This is a genomic window from Planctomycetaceae bacterium (genome assembly GCA_041398825.1).
Classification (GTDB): domain Bacteria; phylum Planctomycetota; class Planctomycetia; order Planctomycetales; family Planctomycetaceae; genus F1-80-MAGs062.
The window spans coordinates 93,411-111,040 of record JAWKTX010000004.1 but is presented as its reverse complement, the minus strand read 5'-3'; the positions used below and the strand labels follow the sequence as shown (position 1 = coordinate 111,040).

Here is a 17,630-nt window from a genome sequence, read left to right as displayed (position 1 = left end):
CGAATCAATCTCCCCCGGAGAGAATCCCTGGTAGGATTTTTGTATCTTGTTATCAATTCAGTAGTTATGACGTCCCGTAGATGTCCTTCACATAAGAACCTCCGGCGTTTCAATGGTTCAAAAGGAGAGAGACAACCATGGCAGGCATTTACTGTGATTCGAATTCGACTGAGTCGTCCAGGCTGCTGATGTGGTTTCGGCATGCCATCGGAATCCATGTTTCTGTGATCGCGATCTTTCTTTCCACGAACTCTGGACTACTCGCAGGCGAAGAACAGCCAGCGGCATCAGCGACTTCCCCAACAGCAGCATCCACAGGGGCAGCAGAAGCGGCTGACATGGTGGACGAATTGGCGCTGCAGCACGCTCGACGCGAAGCAAAAGGATTGCACAGCACAATTCACGCTACACTTCATCTGGTACACGATCAGTTCTACCGCGAAGACGAAGCGTTGCCCATTCCGGCAGCGATGATGCGCGATGTCTTCGACAAGGTTGAAAGTGAGCATCCGGTGAAATTGAGATGGCTGGTGGTCGAAGGCCTGGCGATGAACACGGATCATGTGGCGAGGACCGATTTTGAAAAGGCGGCTGTCAAGGCTCTGAGATCGGGTGAAGAATCTCATGAAATGATTGACGATGGCCGCCTGATCCGAGCTGCTCCCATTCGTTTGGCGAATGAATGTCTCAAGTGCCACGTGCCTGACCGGCGTTCAACCCGGGATCGAGTTGCCGGGTTGATTGTCAGCATCCCGCTGGACTCTTCTGCATTGCTCCCGGCGAAATAATGCGTCTCGGGCCATAGCCAAAGCCGCACTCTGGCCTTCAATTGTCCATTCGATCACAAGGCATCTCCGGTGATCATTGGTAGTTCGATGCAGGCGGCTTCGATTTCACTTCGGACCAGCAACTTGTTACCGGTCAGGCAGAGCGTGTTCCAGCAAACTCCCTCAATGGTCCTGATACTGCCGAGTTCAAGGTATGCGTCCGGGGAGGCTTCCAGCAGAAACAACTCACCGGATTCGCTGTGCAGAAGGATGTTCTTGTCGACGAGCAGCACTTGACCGTGCCCGAAACGTCCACGCCGTTTCCACATCTGATTTCCATCGGAAAGACGAGAGCACTCCATAAATCCGTTCGACAGCGAATACGCATATCCTTCGTGAACGACGGGACTGGTGAGCTTTGTCTTAAGCACTCTTGAGCTGCTCCAGACGGATGATGGCACGAATTGCCCATCCACGATTTCCAGATGAATGCGTTCACCTCCACCGTCCGGATAACCCTTGGTGGTCAAGACGTCCGTATCAGACACGACGGACAATTGGGAAGTGTTTGCGGCTCCGTCGGACTCTCCGGGGCGAGCGTATTGCCAAAGCACACTTCCCGTTTCGGCGTCAAATCCCATCGCTTTGGTTTCCGCGGTCAGCAGGATCTGTTGCCGGCCGCAAAGGGTTGCCAGAACGGGCGAACCGTACGCAATCATCTCATCGCCGCCCTTCCATCGCAGCTCTCCCGTCCTCAAGTCAAATGCCAGCAAAGTGGCCCGCGATTCCTTCGGCCCTCCGCCTGCAACAACGATAGATTCGCCAACGACCAGGGGTGATGCCGATCGGCCCCAGGACAACTTTGCATTCGACTCAAACTGCGTGTCAAAGCCGTCTGAGTCCTGAACATGCTCCAGCGTAATTCCCAGAATTTCGTTGAGGTCCACCTGCCAGATTACTGATCCATCTTTGCCGTCCAGGCAGGCGAGATTGCCAACTGCACCCATGGAATAGACACGACCGTCATGGATGGTGGGCGTCGATCGGGGACCCACTCGTCCCAGGTTGATTTTGTCCTTGTGTCGTGCGGCATGACTGTAGACCCATTGCAGTTGACCGGTTTCGACGGCGTAACAGGTGACGCATTCCTGCTCCCCCCGCTGTTCCATAGTGACTGCATACCCGTTGCGGGCTGAAAAGGCCGCCCATCCAGCCCCGATAGGTTGTTTCCAAAGCAGCCTTGCCCCATCGACAAAATGGTCGGCGTCGATTTTCATTCCGGAGGTGACGATGCCGTTTTGGTTGGGGCCCAGAAAACGAGGAAAGTCATCAACAGACTCCACCTTCAGATCGATTTCAGCCACCGTCGGAACAGTTGTTTCCAGGGGGATCTCTCGCTGCTTCCAAATTGGCTCAAAACGGACAAGATTGGTATCTCCACCGTGGACAGGGCGAAAGATCTTGAAGAACAGCAATGGCAAAACAAAGAGCAGAATTGAAGCGCCGATGCGAGTTGAGATCTTCCATCGACTGAGCAGACAGATCCAGACGAGCCACATCAGGAACAACAGACCGGCCCCGACGATCGAAAGTACCATAACGATGTCCAGCCCCATGTGGCTGGCGTCTTCAATCTCGCTGATAAAAACCTGAGCCAGAACGGCGGCTGTGATGTACAGAACGGTCAGCACTGACATCACCAACGGAAACTTTGGTGCTTTCGTTTTGGAAACAGGCTCAGCGTCGGTCACCGGGGATGTTGAAGACATAGATGGATTTCTGAACAGAGTAATACGGGCCAATACATCGGGAGTTCAGACACAGATGCCAATAAAGGTCATTCTGCAATTCTCTCTTCGAACACCCATTGCAGTTCATATGTTTGTCTGGCAGCCTGTTGAAAAACGGGACTCCCTCGAGCAGGAGAGCCTGAAACACGATGGTTTTCAGTCGTCCTGTGTGCCTGTCCCGGTTTTTCAACGGAAAGCTAGTGCTGATCGGTCGTGCGGCGAACGACAGAATTCAAAATCTGTCCCTGATCGTTTCGATGTTCAATGGTCAGTTCTCCCACACCGTCGTCCCGAGTCGTCACGAGGACGTGGAGGAACCCACCGGTGGGTTCATCATAAATGTACGGCTGCCGAATTTCGGCATCCGGATCTGTGCTGCCTTTGTCGCCCGGCCGAGTACCTCGAATTGAATTCTCATCATTCAAGGCGCCACAGCAGAATTCTTCAACTCCCGACGGATGGATACTGTGGTACTGCCAGTGTCGATCGCCGCAGAATGTAAATACGGGGCCGTCCAGTTCCTGCTGAACCCAGTTCAGAAAAGCAGTTCCTTCGTGACGAAAACCACCCGGGTTTGTGTGATTATCCTTCTTGCTGGCGCGATCCGGTCCGACCATTGGGGTGGGAGTGACTATGATTTTCCACCTGGCGTCGCTTTGTTTGAGTGTTTGCCTGAGCCAGTTCAGTTGGTCCTCGCCCCAAATCGTCTTGTCGGGACCGTCTGGCTCGCGGTTCGAGGATCGGTAGTCGCGTCCCTCAACAAACCATAGCTGCAGGTACTTGTTCACCCGATGGGTGCGGTAGGTTGGTGATGTTGTATCGTCGGCAGGAAGAATGGGCACTTGCTCCCGGAACAGGTCGATCCCGGTGGCTGCGTCGGGAGACTTGCGACCTGAAAGGTCAGCATCATTGAACCGAAAATCGTGATCATCCTTGGACCAGTATGCAGGCGTGTTGGAAAAGAACGTAACAAGTCGGGGGAACCGAAATTGTTCGTGCCATTTGCGTCGGAGTTCGGGCAGCGTTGTGGCGGCCGTCTTCGCCGGGTGATCGTAGTAGACGATGTCACCTGTACCGATAAAGAAATCCGGCGATAACGCGTTCATCGCAGCAAACGCTGGATAGCCAAGCTGTTTGTCTTCATCCGTTGCAGTCACAGGCCCACCACCATTAGCCTTTCCAGTCATGAAGGAGTGATAGTTCATACAGCTACCCATGCAGAAATGAATTGGCTCTGTCGAGTCGATGGGTGGCAGGGTCCTGAATTGACATGTTTTTCCGTGTTGCAAATCTCCTGAACCATCCACAAGCACGGCTCGATAGTAGTAACGTGTATTCGGCTGCAGCCCCGAAATCTTTGCTCGGACAATAAAGTCTGATGATGCTTCGGCCAAATATCGTCCGGTCGTCAGCGGCTCTTTCAGTTCTCTGTCCGGACTCACTTCGAAATACAACTGTCCTCGCTTACCGGGAACGTCACCATCGGTCCCAGTTTCCGGCCCCGGAATCGCAGCCAGCCTGGTTTGCAGCAGAACACTGTCTGCGGTGACTTCCCCAGACATCGCCCCCATTGCAAAATAGCCGGACGATTGCTGTTCTGTTTGCCCCGGTGCCATCGTCGGGAAGATCAGTACCATCAACAGCAGGGTGAAAGACGTTGAAAGAAGGCTTCGCATAGTTTTTCCTCTGTATAAACGAATGGTCGCCGAAACGAACTGCCGCGCAAACGATTCAACGTCGCATCGACCTGTTGTGATGGGTGAAGTCCACTGCCATTTGAGTTCAGCAGATTTCATCGCTCAGCCAGCGTTGATCGTGATGGCTTATCGATCGAATTCCACTTCGCCACCGCGTACTTCTTCGCGCACTTTGCCGTCGACAAATACGGTTTGGCCCAGCACCCAGGTTCTCACGGGCCATCCTGTGAGGGTTGTCCCATGCCACGGAGACCAACCCGCTTTCGTGAGCTGGTTTTCGTTGAGAATCGTGTCGTTCTTTTGCAGGTCGACCAGGACCAGATCCGCATCAAATCCTTCCTGAATCTTTCCCTTGCGTGCCAGATTCCAAACCCGTGCCGGCGCTTCACACATCCATGCCACCACCTGCTGGAGGTTGCAGCGGCCTTTCGCAACACTATCCAGCATCAGTGCAAGTGAATTCTCAACGGCAGGCAGCCCGGATGGGGACTTGGGATAAGGTTGACTCTTTTCCTCAAGCAAATGAGGGGCATGATCCGTTGCAATCACTTCGATGGTGCCATCCAGCAGGCCACGCCATAGCGCTTCGTTGTCGGATCGAAATTTAATGGATGGGTTCATCTGAACCAGAGATTTCAGGGTCGAGTAATCGTCCGTGTTGAAAAACAGATGATGCGGGCACACTTCGGCCGTAATCAGAGAACTGGTAGTCTTCAGAAAATCCACTTCCTGAGCGGTGGAAACATGAAGGACATGAAACCGGTGCTGATGGCGTTCGGCCAGATCAACAGCTCGCCTGGTTGCAATCAGTGCGGCGGCGTGATCGCGAATCAGACTGTGATCTTCGTATGAATGACCTCCATTCAGTCGCTCGGCGTTGCTGCGGACGGTGGCTTCATCTTCGCAGTGCGCGCAAATGGGCAATGTTGTTTCAGCAAAGATTTGCTCAAGTGCCTGCTGGTCATCCACCAGTAAATCGCCGGTACTGGATCCTATAAAAATCTTAATGCCGGGAGTTCGCCTGGCACGCTTCAGTACATCGAGATTGTTTGGGGTCGCACCAATGTAAAAACCATAGTTGACCCTGCATCTCTTGGATGCCAGTTCCAGCTTGGCATGCAGAGCTTCGATGGTCGTTGTCGTGGGGTTCGTATTGGGCATCTCCAGGAACGTGGTCACTCCGCCCTTCGCGCAGGCCCGGCTTCCAGTGATGAGGTCTTCTTTGTGGGTGAGTCCCGGATCACGAAAATGCACCTGATCATCAATCACTCCGGGAATTAAATGCAGTCCGGACGCATCCACGATCTCATCGGCGGATGTGTTGGAAGGGGCGTCAATAGAAACGATTCGTGAGTCTTCCACGAGTACATTCACTTGAGCCGTGGTTTCCGGCAAAACCACAGACGCGTTACGGATCAGGGTTCTCATTACTTCAGTTCTTTGGTTCGGAATTGATCGATTGACACTTCATCCGGCAGTCTATGCAGAAAGCCCGGTCGAATTCGACCGGGCTTTCCATTTGATTGCAAGTGACGGCACCCGTCATGTACGGCATTTGACCTGATGACAGGATGACCGGCAGTTAGGTGACCTTTGGAAGAACGTGTGGTCGGATCAGATTCGCCCACATCCGCAGGAGGGACCATGGCCGGAACAGCATTTCCCACAGCCGCTGGCACAGGGCTGAACTTTCCACTCGATCACACACTTTTCAACTTCGTAGTCGATCTTTTTCAGCTTGCGTACCATCCGAACTTCTGCACAGGCTGGCGAATGGCAGTCATTATTGCATTGCCCGTTCCGGCATCCTCCATTGCAGCCGTTCTGCCCGCAACCATTGCAGCACGAATCGCTGCAATGTCCGGAAAACAGGCCACACCCAAGAAGTCCACAAGGTTTGCCGATACCAAGCATCGTTTTCAGGGACGGACACTGGACCTGCGGCACGCAGACAGGCTCGCATTCCACGTCGAACGCTTGTTTCTTGATCTTGACCGTCTTGTATTCCGGGCTGCACGACAACATGCAGCAGCCTTCACCACATCCGTGGTTCATGCAGTTGGCCGGTTTCTGGCAGCCGCACGAATCTCCGGCAGTCACGTTCGCAGCTGTCAGCAGGGCAAACAGGGAAGCCACCACAGCCATCCCCGTGTTGTGATGTTTTCGCATCGGTTCATCTCCGTATGAATCGCGCTGGCACACATTGTTGTGTTGGATCGCCACTTCGCGTTGAATTTAGTGATTGGCACTCAGTGAAAAAATGACCATCATCAGAACTCAATGGCAAAACGTGTGCCCAGAGTTGTGTAATCGCCCGCCATGTAGCCGCCGACGTTCCTGTGGTCGGTGACGGCACCATGGGTCAGATTGAACTGCACTTTTGCAAACGGATTCCAGAACCAGTTCAACGCCAGGGTTCCGGCGTTGCCGACTCCTCCCAGTACGTCACCGTCAGTCAGATCCAGGTACGAATAGCGTGCAGCCACATTCCATGCACCCCAGCCAACTCCATGTCCACCGCACTGGCGATCGACAAGGAAGAAGTTCTCGTGGGGCACGACTCGCTCAATCGTGCCACTGGTTCGATCAAACGGAATGTACTCACCCGTCAGGAAGTAGGACACATAGACATATCCACCGCTGAGGTTAATGTCATTGAATCCACTGTCGCGCTGGACAAACGTGTGCTGATATTCGCCAACAATCTGTGTTGGCCCCACGTTCATAATGGCTTCTGCAGCAAGCACCTCGTACCAACCGGCGCCAGAGATGGCGGAGGTATCGAACCAGCGGCTTCCGCTGCGATTTTCAGCTCGCGTCGCAAATCGGCTTTCATTTGAGAATGGGTCCGCAGCAGAGGCTCCACCGTCCGGGTCAGCAGCCATGCCAGCCACGGCCCAATGAAAATAGCCTCTTCCGTCGCTGGCGTCATCGTACCAGGGCGTGGCCCCGAAACGCCCGTTGACACTCATCTGACGAGAGTCCCCCAGCGTCCGACCGTCTCCGGAAATATTTTCCAGGTAAAAGGCACCGTAACTCCAATGGTATGTTTCATCATCCGAGTACCCGTGCATGCAGATCCCAGGGCGACGTGCATCGGAATTGAAAGTCTCGACAACCAGCGGCCGTTCCATAAAGACGTTGAAACGGCTGCTGTTCAAATGGTCCAGACCCAGCGGTCGCTTTTGATTTCCAATCAGAAGGACCTGATTGCCCGGCAGATTGCTGAAACCCAGATACCCGTCTTTCAACTCCGCAGCACTAGGGTTGTTGAAGTCGACCTGAATTCTCCAGAGCATGTGATCAGGAATGTCGCCCTTCATCTCGAGCCGAATTCGGCGGAAGGCAAACATATCGTCCGGATCGTTGCCGAACGCAGCCCCACTGGGGTGTTCGAAATAGCCAATCCCGGCTGAAGTATTCAGATAGTCCCAGTAATCAGCGTGGATTCGTCCGTTGATCTTATAAGTAGGCTTCGAAGCAGCATCCGCTTTTTTCTTCTTCTCTGCGTCTTCGAGCTTTTTCCAGGCCTTATCCAGATCCTCCCAGCCCTTTTCCATTTTGGCAAGACGATCTTCGAACGAAAGTTCACCTTCCGTGTCCGTCTCTGACGCTTCGTCCTCATAGGGGCGCACAGGGCCGTTCAGTGAATTTGTGGCACTGGCGGAGACGGGAACCACGTTCAACGACTCAAATGCATCCGATTGCAGCGAGTTGCTGGTCACACGAAGGCTGTTCAGAAATCCGTACTGATAGTCAGACGGTGGACCATCTTCGGCGAGTAACGCTGCTGTTCCACCTGGCCACAGAGTAGCCAGCGCGAGGGTGACGGCGGCATAACGTTTTCTTAACACGATAAGGATTCCTTTCCACCTGATCTGACGCAGGCCTTCCTGGCCCGCGCTATCGTATTTGGCTTCCACAGCTCCTGCAGTACCACGGATCGTGGCTGCCTGATGTGGTGAAGAGGTTCAACCTGAACGAATCCGGTGGCAACCTCATCCGGAATTAACAATCGACGGCAATTTGTTAATGCACACACACACAGTCTTTAGTCTTAACATTACATATATCCGCCATCGACTGTCGCAACGATCGCGGAGACTGTGCCTGGTGGACTGCTTACCCGGATCGCCATGACAGGGAGGCTTCTGTCGAATTCGCGCAGAATGCCGATCACCACGGGATGGGCACCATCCAAAGATGAATTTCGATGCCCTATCGTCGTAATGACTCAAGTTTCGCGTCTGCGAATCGTCTCTCACACTTATGCGAGGGGGAAAACACTCAGGCGACAGGCGATTCACGCTCCAGCGGCAGACTTCCTTCACGCGAGGTAGTCTTCCTATGCCTTAAAACCAGTATCTGACCGTCACCAATTGCCTGATCGTTAAATCCATCAGACTGATCATCCATTGCGGTCGATTGCACTCACGGGCTCACGTTCATTGCGGATGTACTTCCGCCATGACACATGGTTTCGACAGTAGCAATTGAGCAACCGGTAGGGATCACACCCATCCTTCCGGTCCTTTGAAATCTCGGGAAACAACAGGCGATAGTGGAGCCATGGCAGACGAACAGGCAGCAGAAGCAAGCGACGAGAAAGGGAAGCCCAGCGTCCTGCCCTGGATTGTTGTCGGAATTATCAGCGCAGCTGCAGGAAGTGCTGTTCCGCTGCTGATGCCGACGAGCGATCCAGCGGAGGCAGAGCCGATTGTGGAGGTGAAAAAGCCTGTCTTCGAGTTGCCAAAGGAGGAAGAAACCGTTTTTGTCACATTCGGTGACCCCAAGAAAGATCAGGATATCACTGTCAATCTTAACGAAAGCCGAATGACGCGTTTTCTCCTCGTGGCGATCACACTGCAAATCCCGAAGTCACAGGAACTGGAATTCCCGAAGCTGCTGGAAACCAAAAAGGCACAGCTTCGCAGCTGGTTGTTAAGCGAAATGGCAGACATGGAGCTTGACGACGTCCGCGGCGCGGCAGGTATGAATCGACTTCGCAGGACAATTCGAGAGCATTTCAATTCTGTCCTTTACCCGGACGGGACGGACATGATCTATGACGTGCTGTTCGACAAGTACAACGTGCAGTAATTCCAAATTCATGACACAGTATTCATGACTCAATCCGATGCCATCTTCAATGTCGACTTCTCTGCCCCGCGTGGTTTGACGGGATCAGCCAACCGCGCGCTGTCTTCGTGGCAGACAACGGCGTGTTCGATTCTGAAGGAGATCTGGCAGGGACTGCTCGGGTCCGAATTCGATCTGAATCTGGGACAGCTGGACTCCAGCGTCGCTCAGAAGGCAATTCGCAGCCTGCCGGATCCCGGTTATGCCGCACGACTTGCCATTGGAGAAGAACGATTTCCTGCGTTTGTCGTATTCTCTGCGCAAACGATTCAGGCCCTGGTATCAGACATGCTCGGGACCCTTGGCGAGGAGTGGCCGGAAGTAAAGCCCCTGACTCCGGCGGAAGCATCGATGGTCGAACTGCTCATGGGCGAAGTCGCGCGTTCGTTCAGCGTTGCGTGGCCAGATGTCGATCCACTTCAGTGCTTCCTTCAAAGCGTGGTCTCAAGACCTCTTCGCAGTCGCGTCTTCCCTCCGGATGAGATTCTTGCACGAACTCGAATCACGCTGACACTGCCGCTGGGAACGGATGAGATCACGCTGTTGTTTCCGAGAGCCGGGCTGGCATCAATTGGCATTGTCGAAACAGACCCGCAGGAATCCGCGGCTCAGCCCGCGACACCACAACTGCGAGCACTTGCTGAAAAGCTTCCGGTAACGCTGATCGTGGAACTCGGACGCGCCAGTCTCACACTGAAACAGATGAACAACCTGGCGGTCGGAGATGTTCTGATGTTGGATCAACCTGTCACAGCCCCGCTGGAAGCATCGATAGGCGGCAAACTGCAATGGCTCGGGCACCCTTGTCGAATGGGGCCGCGTCAGGGGTTCAGGGTGATCGCGACGGCCTCACAAAAGAGACAGCCCACGAAGCACCAGTGACAAAACGTTGTTTATTGTGATCGATCGATAGTGAAGGATGATCTCTCGTGAGTAATGCAGAAGAAACAGCTGTCGCAGAAGAATCCGCCTCTGAAAGTGTTGTCGATCAGATTCAGGGAGATGTGGCTGAGAACGTTTCAGAAGCTCATCCCGTCGAATTCCCTCAGGCGTCGAAGTCAAAGGCAAAGTCGAGCCTTCCAATCGAACGTTTTGCTGAGGTCAGCATCGAACTGTCGGTAGAAATTGGCCGAGTCACGATGCCGATCGGTGAGATGCTTCAACTGGGCGAAGGCGCGGTTGTGGAATTGAATCGGAGTGTCACTGAATCGGTGGATGTCATGGCCCAGGGAATCCGTATCGCAAGTGGCGAAGTGGTGGTCATTGATGACCGTTTTGCCGTTCGGATCACTGAGATCGCGAGCAGCGAAGAATAGACACCCGTCACAAGAGTTGTTGACAGACAGAAACTCAGGATATGCAGGTCACCAGCACGGAAGCCGGTTACGAATCCTTTCGCAGAAGACAGGCTCCTGGCCTGCCTCTGGACAGAGATTCCGCGCGCGAGCCATTCCGGGAATTGTGTCAGTGCGTCTTTTGCACCGGGCTGCGTTTCGCAACGGTCTCGGCTGCCTGCCTTCTGGTTTTATGCAACGACGCGTCACAGGTTTTCGCGACACCAGAATCTGGGCTCTACCAACTCACCGAGCTTAGCTCACCGGAATCCAACCCGGTGCAGAATCATCCGGCCGGAGAAGCGACTTTACAGAATCCAGCAGACCGAACACTGGCACCGCCCTCCATCCCGAGGACACAGTTAACTCCGACAGATCTGTTCGCGGCTCCGCCGGCTGTGACGAAGTGGCCAACGGGACAGCGCCAGCCCGCCAGCAACCCGCCCGTCAGCGACCAGCCCGCCAGCAACCGTGGGAACCATCTTCGCCGGACATCAGATTCCAGTGCGCAGGAGCCCTTGTCGGAGGCAGCGCCGTTTCTTGATCTGCGAGCAGAATCAGCTGATGCTTCGTCTCCGCAGGTGCCATTCTCAAAGAGCCCGGGAGAAGAAGCGATCAACAGTGGTTCGGTGTTTCCAAAATCTCGTTTCATCACGACCGTGATCTGGCTGATTGTCTTGTTATGTATTCTCATCCTTTCTGTGATTGGAATGCGAAAATGGCAGCAGAGTCGTGGTTTGCTTCCGGTCAGCAACGGTCAGTCTCGGGTTCTGCAGACGCTTTCCCTGGGGCCTGGTCGTACCATATCGTTGATTGAAATGGATGGACTTCGCGCTCTTGTTGGATCGGACTCCGGTGGTATTCGCACGATTGTTCTGACACCGCCCTCTTTTGAAGAGACGGTTGTGCAGGCTGACCTCCACACTGATGATCAGTATTCCATCAATACACGAATGGAGGCGTAGCGATGGATCTTGAGTCAGCATCGACAGTCCAGCAGGTCATTTCCTCCGACGGTTTCGAAGCGCTGTCGCCCCAGTTGAAAGTGGCATTGTTTATCGGCGGTATGGCGCTGATTTCATCTGCCCTGGTCACTATGACGGCGTTTACACGCATCGTCATTGTTCTTTCGTTTGTGCGCCGCGCACTGTCAACTCAGGAAATTCCTCCGACGCAGGTGATTCTGGGCCTGTCCCTTTTCCTGACGTTCTTTGTGATGTCGCCAACAATCACGCTGATCGAGAAAGATGCCGTTCAGCCATACCTGGCCGACCAGATCTCGCTTGACCAGGCACTCAGTAATGGATCAGACGCAATGAAGTCGTTCATGCTGCAGCAGACACGACTGCAGGACATCGCGCTGTTCGCGAAAATGGCCAGGATTTCCCGGATTCAAACGCCTTATGACACGCCGATGAATGTGCTGATTCCCGCCTACGTCATCAGTGAACTGAAGACGGCGTTCATCATGGGATTCTGTCTTTATATCCCATTCATCCTGATCGACCTTGTTGTGTCCGTCATCCTGATGTCACTGGGCATGATGATGATGTCTCCGATGGTGATTTCCACACCCTTCAAGATCATGCTGTTCGTCCTGGTGGATGGATGGCAGTTGATCGCTCACGTCCTCAGCATGAGTTTTCACTGACCGCGTCCGGAAGGCGAATCAGCCGTCTGAAGTGTTCGTTCTTTAATAGACATTTGCTCCCGCAATGACTCAACCCAGTATCAATAAGCCCGGCGGTTTTCTTTCGCTGAAGAGCGAAACAGCATTGTCTCTTGCGATGCTGTTTGTGCTTGTCATCATGCTCGTGCCATTGCCGCAATGGCTGCTGGATGTGCTGCTTGCGGGCAACCTTGGAATCACAACGCTTCTGCTGCTGGTGACGCTTAGTGCCCGCCGGGCACTGGATCTGACAGTATTCCCGTCGCTGCTTCTTTTGCTGACGCTTTACCGCGTCGCGATGAATATTGCCACGACGCGCCTGATTCTGCTGGAGGGTGATGCCGGCCACATCGTGACCGCCTTTGGCAATTATGTTGTGGGCGGAAATCTGGTTGTTGGGCTGGTTGTTTTTCTGATTCTGGTCGTCGTGCAGTTCATGGTTGTCACGAAAGGTGCCGGCCGAATTTCAGAAGTCTCGGCACGCTTTACTCTGGATGCCATGCCCGGAAAGCAGATGGCGATTGATGGAGAACTGAACGCGGGTTCGATCGATGACAAGGAAGCACGCAGACGTCGTGAGGAGCTTTCGCGGGAGACAGAATTCTATGGTGCGATGGATGGGGCCAGCAAGTTTGTTCGAGGTGATGCAGTTGCCGGATTGATCGTCACCGGGGTGAACCTGGTCGGCGGCGTGATCGTGGGCATTTCGCGAGGAATGTCATTTGGTGAATCCATCAAGACCTACTCGATCCTGACAGTTGGAGATGGACTTGTTTCACAGATTCCCGCCCTGATCATTGCCACAACGGCGGGACTTCTGGTGACCAAAACCTCATCCGACGACAGTCTGGGGGATGAAATCAAGACCCAGATGCTGGCATCTGAACGTCCCGTTTGGGTTGGCGCGACATTACTTGTGGTGATCAGTCTGATGCCGGGCCTTCCCAAGCTGCCATTTCTGGGCGTCGCCGGCGCCATGTATTTGGGGGTCCTCAGTTCACGGAAGAAGTTGACGGCGCAGGACGAAGATCCGAGCGATCACCATCCTGGGCAACCGACGCCTCCAGGAGGCGGAGGCGGGATCAGTAACAATGTGGCTGGCGAAGAACCTGATGATGACCGCTACCTGGATGAATTTCTCCTGACCGAACGTGCTGTGGTTGAAGTCGGTTCTCGACTGGTTCCATACATTCAGAGCAAGCGAGTCAAAGGACTGTCCGAACGTATTACGGCGCTTCGACGCGAGTTTTCGAAGTTGAATGGCCTTTGGGTTCCACCGATGCGGGTTCACAGCAACCTGTCTTTGAATCCGGAAGAGTACCGGATTCTTATCGCTGGCCGAAAGGTGGCGGGGGCCGAGCTTCGTACGGACCTGATGCTGGCGATTCTGCCGGATTCCAAGGCTGTCAACGTCTCGGGTGAAGCAACAACAGAGCCTGCTTTTGGACTCGATGCGCGATGGATCGCTGATGAAAATCGTCGCACTGCAGAGATGCAGGGTTGTACGGTTGTGGATCCGCTCAGTGTCCTGATTACGCACCTGGGTGAAATTCTGAAGCGTTATGGACACGAGTTACTGACGCGAGAAGCGCTGAAACAGATTCTGGATCGAGCACGTGAATTTGCTCCCACCATCGTAGATGAGATCAAGCCGGAGACCATTCGCATGGGAACGCTTCATCAGGTGCTTGTTCAACTGGCCGAAGATCGGATTCCACTGTCTGACATTGCTCTGATACTCGAATCTATCATCAATCATGCACCGTCGTGTAAGACCCCGGAGGAGCTAACGGATTTTGTCCGTGTCGATCTTGGCCGTCTGGTTTGCGAACGTTTTCGCGGCGTTGATGGTCGCCTCCGCGTCATTGCGATTGACCCCCGCCTGGATACCCGCATGCGTCAGTCCGTAAATCAGGATCAACTGGCACTGGGAGCTGTACCATTGACGCGATTGATCGAAGCAGTTGGCAAGGCATGGAAAGATTCTGAACGTAGACAACAGCCATTGGCACTTTTGGTCGATCAATCTCTCCGGAGACCGGTTCGACGGCTTCTTGCCAGGACAACTCCTGACCTGGGAATCGTTGCCTACCAGGAAATACCCAGTGATATAGTAATCGATTCCGTTGTCATTCTTCAGCACGATGACATCGTCGGACCGAATGCAACGAATGAACCGACACAGGGAAGGGTAAATACGGGGGAGATCAGTCCGACGAAACGCGAGGCTGCGTGACATACTAATAGAAGGGACTCGAGGCCGTATATCAACATCGCATTCGACTTCTCTCTCTTTGATCAAAGCGTCTGAAAAGTGGATGGATCAGTTTGTTCGTGGAACGAGCTGAGAATATGGATGTTCCAAGTGGTGCCCATTTATGGATCAGGAAATCAGCAGTCTGCATCAGCAGCCATGGGGCCGGGTGATCGGTCTTCTCCTGAGCTGCTTTGTCGTTCTGTTCGGCCTGTTTCGGCAAATGGCTCCGGCAGAGATCGTTATCCGCTCAACAGCGACGGGATTACTGACAGCATTCTTTGTAAGGGCTTTGGTTTGGATCGTGGTGACCTCCGATCCGGGGCAGGACTCAGATGACTAACCAGCATCGTTTGCATCAGCGAAAGTATGGCGGGAACTGATGAGCGCAGGAATTCAATCCGCAGTCCGTGCATACCACAAGGTGTGCAGAGCAGACCTGAGAGACCAGCTGATCCTGGAGCATCTCTCCTTCGTGCGCCACATCCTCGGTCGCATGCTGGGCTCGTTGCCGGAACATGTGGACAGCGAAAATCTGGAGTCTGCGGGTATCCTTGGCCTCGTGGAAGCAGCTGGTCAATTTGATCCGACACGCGGTGTAGCCTTCACAACGTTCGCGTATCGTCGCATCAAAGGTGCGATTGTTGATGAGCTGCGTCGCAACTGCCCACTTCCTCAGAAAATGCTGCAGACGTGGGCGTTGATCCGCGAGAAGTCGGCCGACATTGAACTCCCTCTGACATCTGAAAAAATCTCTGCAGCGACCGGGCTGTCCATCGATCACGTGGAAGAGTGCCTGGCTGCTATTCGTCTAACAAGGCCCGAAAACTGGACAGACGAACTCTGCGAGATCCCGAATCCGGACGATCGAATCCTGGATGGTGAAGCTGCATCATTTCAGATGGAACAGCGAGAAATTCTTATTGAAGCGATTTCTCAGCTCCCTGATAACATGCGAAATGCTGTGGCCATGTACCACTACGAAGACATGCGGATGAAGGAAATTGGTGAGGTTCTTGAGCTTTCAGAATCTCGAGTTTCGCGCCTGCTGGCCGAAGCCGAATTGCGACTACGGACCTCAATCATTCGAATGATGAGCGACGTTTCCTGACACGCCCGTGTAAGAACTTTGTGTTGACAATCCTGGCTCTGAATTCTTGATCAGGGATGATTCCAATGAACGCTCGCTCCGTCAGCTCAGTTCTTTCCGGCAACAATGTTCGATTCAGCGGACGGGTCGTCTCCCCTCGCCGACAGGATTCGTTGCGGAAACGAAGTTCCCGAAGTCTCAGTCGAAACGGATCCTGAAACCGGAGATATCATCGAGATTAACATCCGCTGTCGCTGCGGTGAACAGATCGTGCTGGACTGCCACTACGATGGCGAATTCGGCGTACACGAAGATCAGAGCGTCGCCTGAAGTCGCATTATTGCAGCTGGAAGCATGGACGGTGCTGGCAGCGTCGGTCCGTAGTGTCCACCACCGCTACCAGCAATGTGGGGCGTTGCTGAAAGGGGCACGACCTCTCGCTCGATCTCCGAAAAAGCGTCGGGCGTCTGATACGATTCAGTCAAAATCATCTGACGCCCGTTCTGCCGCTCTGATCAACTGCGGATTCCCCTGACAGACTAAAGCTCCAGGATGCCGGTGCTGTCTCCCAAACGGTCGATCGAAACACCCATTCGCTGGGACATTCCGAGAAACAGATTGTTCAGCGGAGTTTCTTCCTTCATCACTATGTGACGACCAGTTTCGATCGAGCCGCCACCCTTGCCAGCCAGGATGATTGGCAAATCGTGGTGGTTGTGTCGATTGCCGTCCGCTATGGCACTCCCGTAAAGGATCATGCTGTTGTCCAGCAGTGTCCGATCGCCTTCCCGGACGGATTTCATCCGCTGCAGGAAGTAGGCGAATTGTTCGACCAGGTAGCGGTCGATTTTGGCAATCTGCTTCATCATCTCTTCATCATTGCGATGATGAGACAGTTCGTGATGACCATTCTTAACGCCGATCTCCGGATACGTTCTGTTACTGCCAGCGTCCGCAATCATCAGAGTTGCAACGCGTGTGCAATTCGTCTGAAACGCCAGCACAATAATATCGAACATCAATCGCATGTGTTCCGGCAGTTCTGCAGGCACGCCTTCTGGTAAGGCAAGTTCCGGGATCTCTTTCGGGCCGGAAGCCGCCCGCGCGACGCGCTCTTCGATTTCGCGAACGCTTGTGAAGTATTCATCCAGTTTCTGTCGATCCGAACTGCCCAGATTGCGGTTCAGTCGTCGGGCGTCGTCAGCAACGAAGTCGAGGATGCTTTTGCGATTGCGAATGCGCCGTTCCATGTCTGCCGCAGTTTCCGGGCTTCCGAATAATCGTTCGAAAGCTGCCCGCGGATTGACTTCCTTGGAACAAGGCGTGCTGGCAGACTTCCACGAAATGTTGCTTGAATAGGCACAACTGTAACCGGAGTCGCAGCTTCCCGCATTTCGGCCGCGGTCAATACCGAGTTCGATTGATGGCAACCGTGTTTGACTGCCGACTTGCGCAGCGACGGCCTGGTCGATTGAGATTCCGACGCTGATATCCGCGCCGGACGTCTTACGGGGCTGAGCGCCTGTCAGGAATGCACTGGCGTTTCGAGCGTGGTCGCCGGCACCATCACCGTTTGCGCGAGCATGGTGTTGGGCCAGACCACCCAGGATATTTAAATCGTCCCGGAATGCTTCCAGTGGTTCGAGCGACTTTGAAAACTGAAAGTCCCGACCTTCACCCGTCGGCTTCCATTCGGGCATGATTGCCCCGTTGGCAAAGAACAAGCATGCCATTCGCACATTGGCTGCATTGGCCCCCGCAGCAGCTCCACCGGCTAGTGATGCACGCGCCGCCGGCTGCATGATGTCGAGCAGGGGTAGAGACAGGCCGGTTCCAATTCCGCGGAGCACCGACCGACGGTTCAATGAAAATCGAGAGGTCATTTGGCAA

16 protein-coding genes are annotated in these 17,630 nt (G+C 54.0%); 10 read left to right on the top strand and 6 right to left on the bottom strand.

Features of this window, described 5'->3' with window-relative positions; translation table 11 throughout:
- Positions 1 to 137 precede the first annotated feature (137 nt).
- Positions 138 to 788, top strand: coding sequence for a DUF3365 domain-containing protein (locus R3C20_08840; protein ID MEZ6040600.1), 651 nt, complete (start codon positions 138 to 140; stop codon positions 786 to 788).
- Positions 789 to 841: 53 nt separating this feature from the next.
- Here R3C20_08840 and R3C20_08835 read toward each other — a convergent pair whose 3' ends face one another.
- The 3 genes from R3C20_08835 to R3C20_08825 form a co-directional block, all read right to left on the bottom strand.
- Positions 842 to 2,536, bottom strand: coding sequence for a PQQ-binding-like beta-propeller repeat protein (locus tag R3C20_08835; protein MEZ6040599.1), 1,695 nt, complete (start codon positions 2,534 to 2,536; stop codon positions 842 to 844).
- 218 nt (positions 2,537 to 2,754) lie between these two features.
- On the bottom strand, positions 2,755 to 4,233 hold the full coding sequence (locus R3C20_08830; GenBank protein ID MEZ6040598.1) for an alkaline phosphatase D family protein: 1,479 nt from the start codon (positions 4,231 to 4,233) through the stop codon (positions 2,755 to 2,757).
- A 147-nt stretch (positions 4,234 to 4,380) separates the two neighbouring features.
- On the bottom strand, positions 4,381 to 5,682 hold the full coding sequence (locus R3C20_08825; GenBank protein MEZ6040597.1) for a dihydroorotase: 1,302 nt from the start codon (positions 5,680 to 5,682) through the stop codon (positions 4,381 to 4,383).
- A 216-nt stretch (positions 5,683 to 5,898) separates the two neighbouring features.
- Between R3C20_08825 and R3C20_08820 the strand changes: the two genes are divergently transcribed.
- On the top strand, positions 5,899 to 6,441 hold the full coding sequence (locus R3C20_08820) for a hypothetical protein (GenBank protein MEZ6040596.1): 543 nt from the start codon (positions 5,899 to 5,901) through the stop codon (positions 6,439 to 6,441).
- 83 nt (positions 6,442 to 6,524) lie between these two features.
- On the opposite strand, the gene R3C20_08815 is transcribed toward R3C20_08820, so the two are convergent.
- A complete protein-coding gene (locus tag R3C20_08815) occupies positions 6,525 to 8,108 on the bottom strand; it encodes a porin (protein ID MEZ6040595.1) in 1,584 nt (527 codons plus the stop codon).
- A 715-nt stretch (positions 8,109 to 8,823) separates the two neighbouring features.
- Between R3C20_08815 and R3C20_08810 the strand changes: the two genes are divergently transcribed.
- From R3C20_08810 to R3C20_08775, 8 genes are all read left to right on the top strand, one after another.
- On the top strand, positions 8,824 to 9,354 hold the full coding sequence (locus R3C20_08810; protein ID MEZ6040594.1) for a flagellar basal body-associated FliL family protein: 531 nt from the start codon (positions 8,824 to 8,826) through the stop codon (positions 9,352 to 9,354).
- 24 nt (positions 9,355 to 9,378) lie between these two features.
- A complete protein-coding gene (locus R3C20_08805; GenBank protein MEZ6040593.1) occupies positions 9,379 to 10,275 on the top strand; it encodes a FliM/FliN family flagellar motor switch protein in 897 nt (298 codons plus the stop codon).
- 47 nt (positions 10,276 to 10,322) lie between these two features.
- The gene (gene fliN / locus R3C20_08800; GenBank protein MEZ6040592.1) at positions 10,323 to 10,709 is read left to right on the top strand and encodes a flagellar motor switch protein FliN; all 387 of its coding nucleotides are present in this window, start codon (positions 10,323 to 10,325) and stop codon (positions 10,707 to 10,709) included.
- 41 nt (positions 10,710 to 10,750) lie between these two features.
- Positions 10,751 to 11,692 carry a flagellar biosynthetic protein FliO gene (locus R3C20_08795; protein MEZ6040591.1) on the top strand — a complete coding sequence of 314 codons (942 nt, stop codon included), beginning with the start codon at positions 10,751 to 10,753 and terminating at the stop codon, positions 11,690 to 11,692.
- 2 nt (positions 11,693 to 11,694) lie between these two features.
- Positions 11,695 to 12,378: a flagellar type III secretion system pore protein FliP gene (gene fliP, locus R3C20_08790; protein ID MEZ6040590.1), complete on the top strand. Its 684-nt coding sequence runs from the start codon at positions 11,695 to 11,697 to the stop codon at positions 12,376 to 12,378.
- Between the two features lie 64 nt (positions 12,379 to 12,442).
- Positions 12,443 to 14,632, top strand: a complete 2,190-nt coding sequence (locus tag R3C20_08785) for a flagellar biosynthesis protein FlhA (protein ID MEZ6040589.1) — start codon at positions 12,443 to 12,445, stop codon at positions 14,630 to 14,632.
- A 142-nt stretch (positions 14,633 to 14,774) separates the two neighbouring features.
- Positions 14,775 to 14,993 carry a hypothetical protein gene (locus R3C20_08780; protein ID MEZ6040588.1) on the top strand — a complete coding sequence of 73 codons (219 nt, stop codon included), beginning with the start codon at positions 14,775 to 14,777 and terminating at the stop codon, positions 14,991 to 14,993.
- A gap of 39 nt (positions 14,994 to 15,032) precedes the next feature.
- Complete coding sequence (locus R3C20_08775) at positions 15,033 to 15,761, top strand: sigma-70 family RNA polymerase sigma factor (protein ID MEZ6040587.1); 729 nt, start codon at positions 15,033 to 15,035, stop codon at positions 15,759 to 15,761.
- A 293-nt stretch (positions 15,762 to 16,054) separates the two neighbouring features.
- On the opposite strand, the gene R3C20_08770 is transcribed toward R3C20_08775, so the two are convergent.
- On the bottom strand, positions 16,055 to 16,231 hold the full coding sequence (locus R3C20_08770; GenBank protein ID MEZ6040586.1) for a hypothetical protein: 177 nt from the start codon (positions 16,229 to 16,231) through the stop codon (positions 16,055 to 16,057).
- A 48-nt stretch (positions 16,232 to 16,279) separates the two neighbouring features.
- Entirely contained in the window at positions 16,280 to 17,623 is a 1,344-nt protein-coding gene (locus R3C20_08765; GenBank protein MEZ6040585.1) for a DUF1552 domain-containing protein, read from the bottom strand.
- Between the last annotated feature and the right edge of the window lie 7 nt (positions 17,624 to 17,630).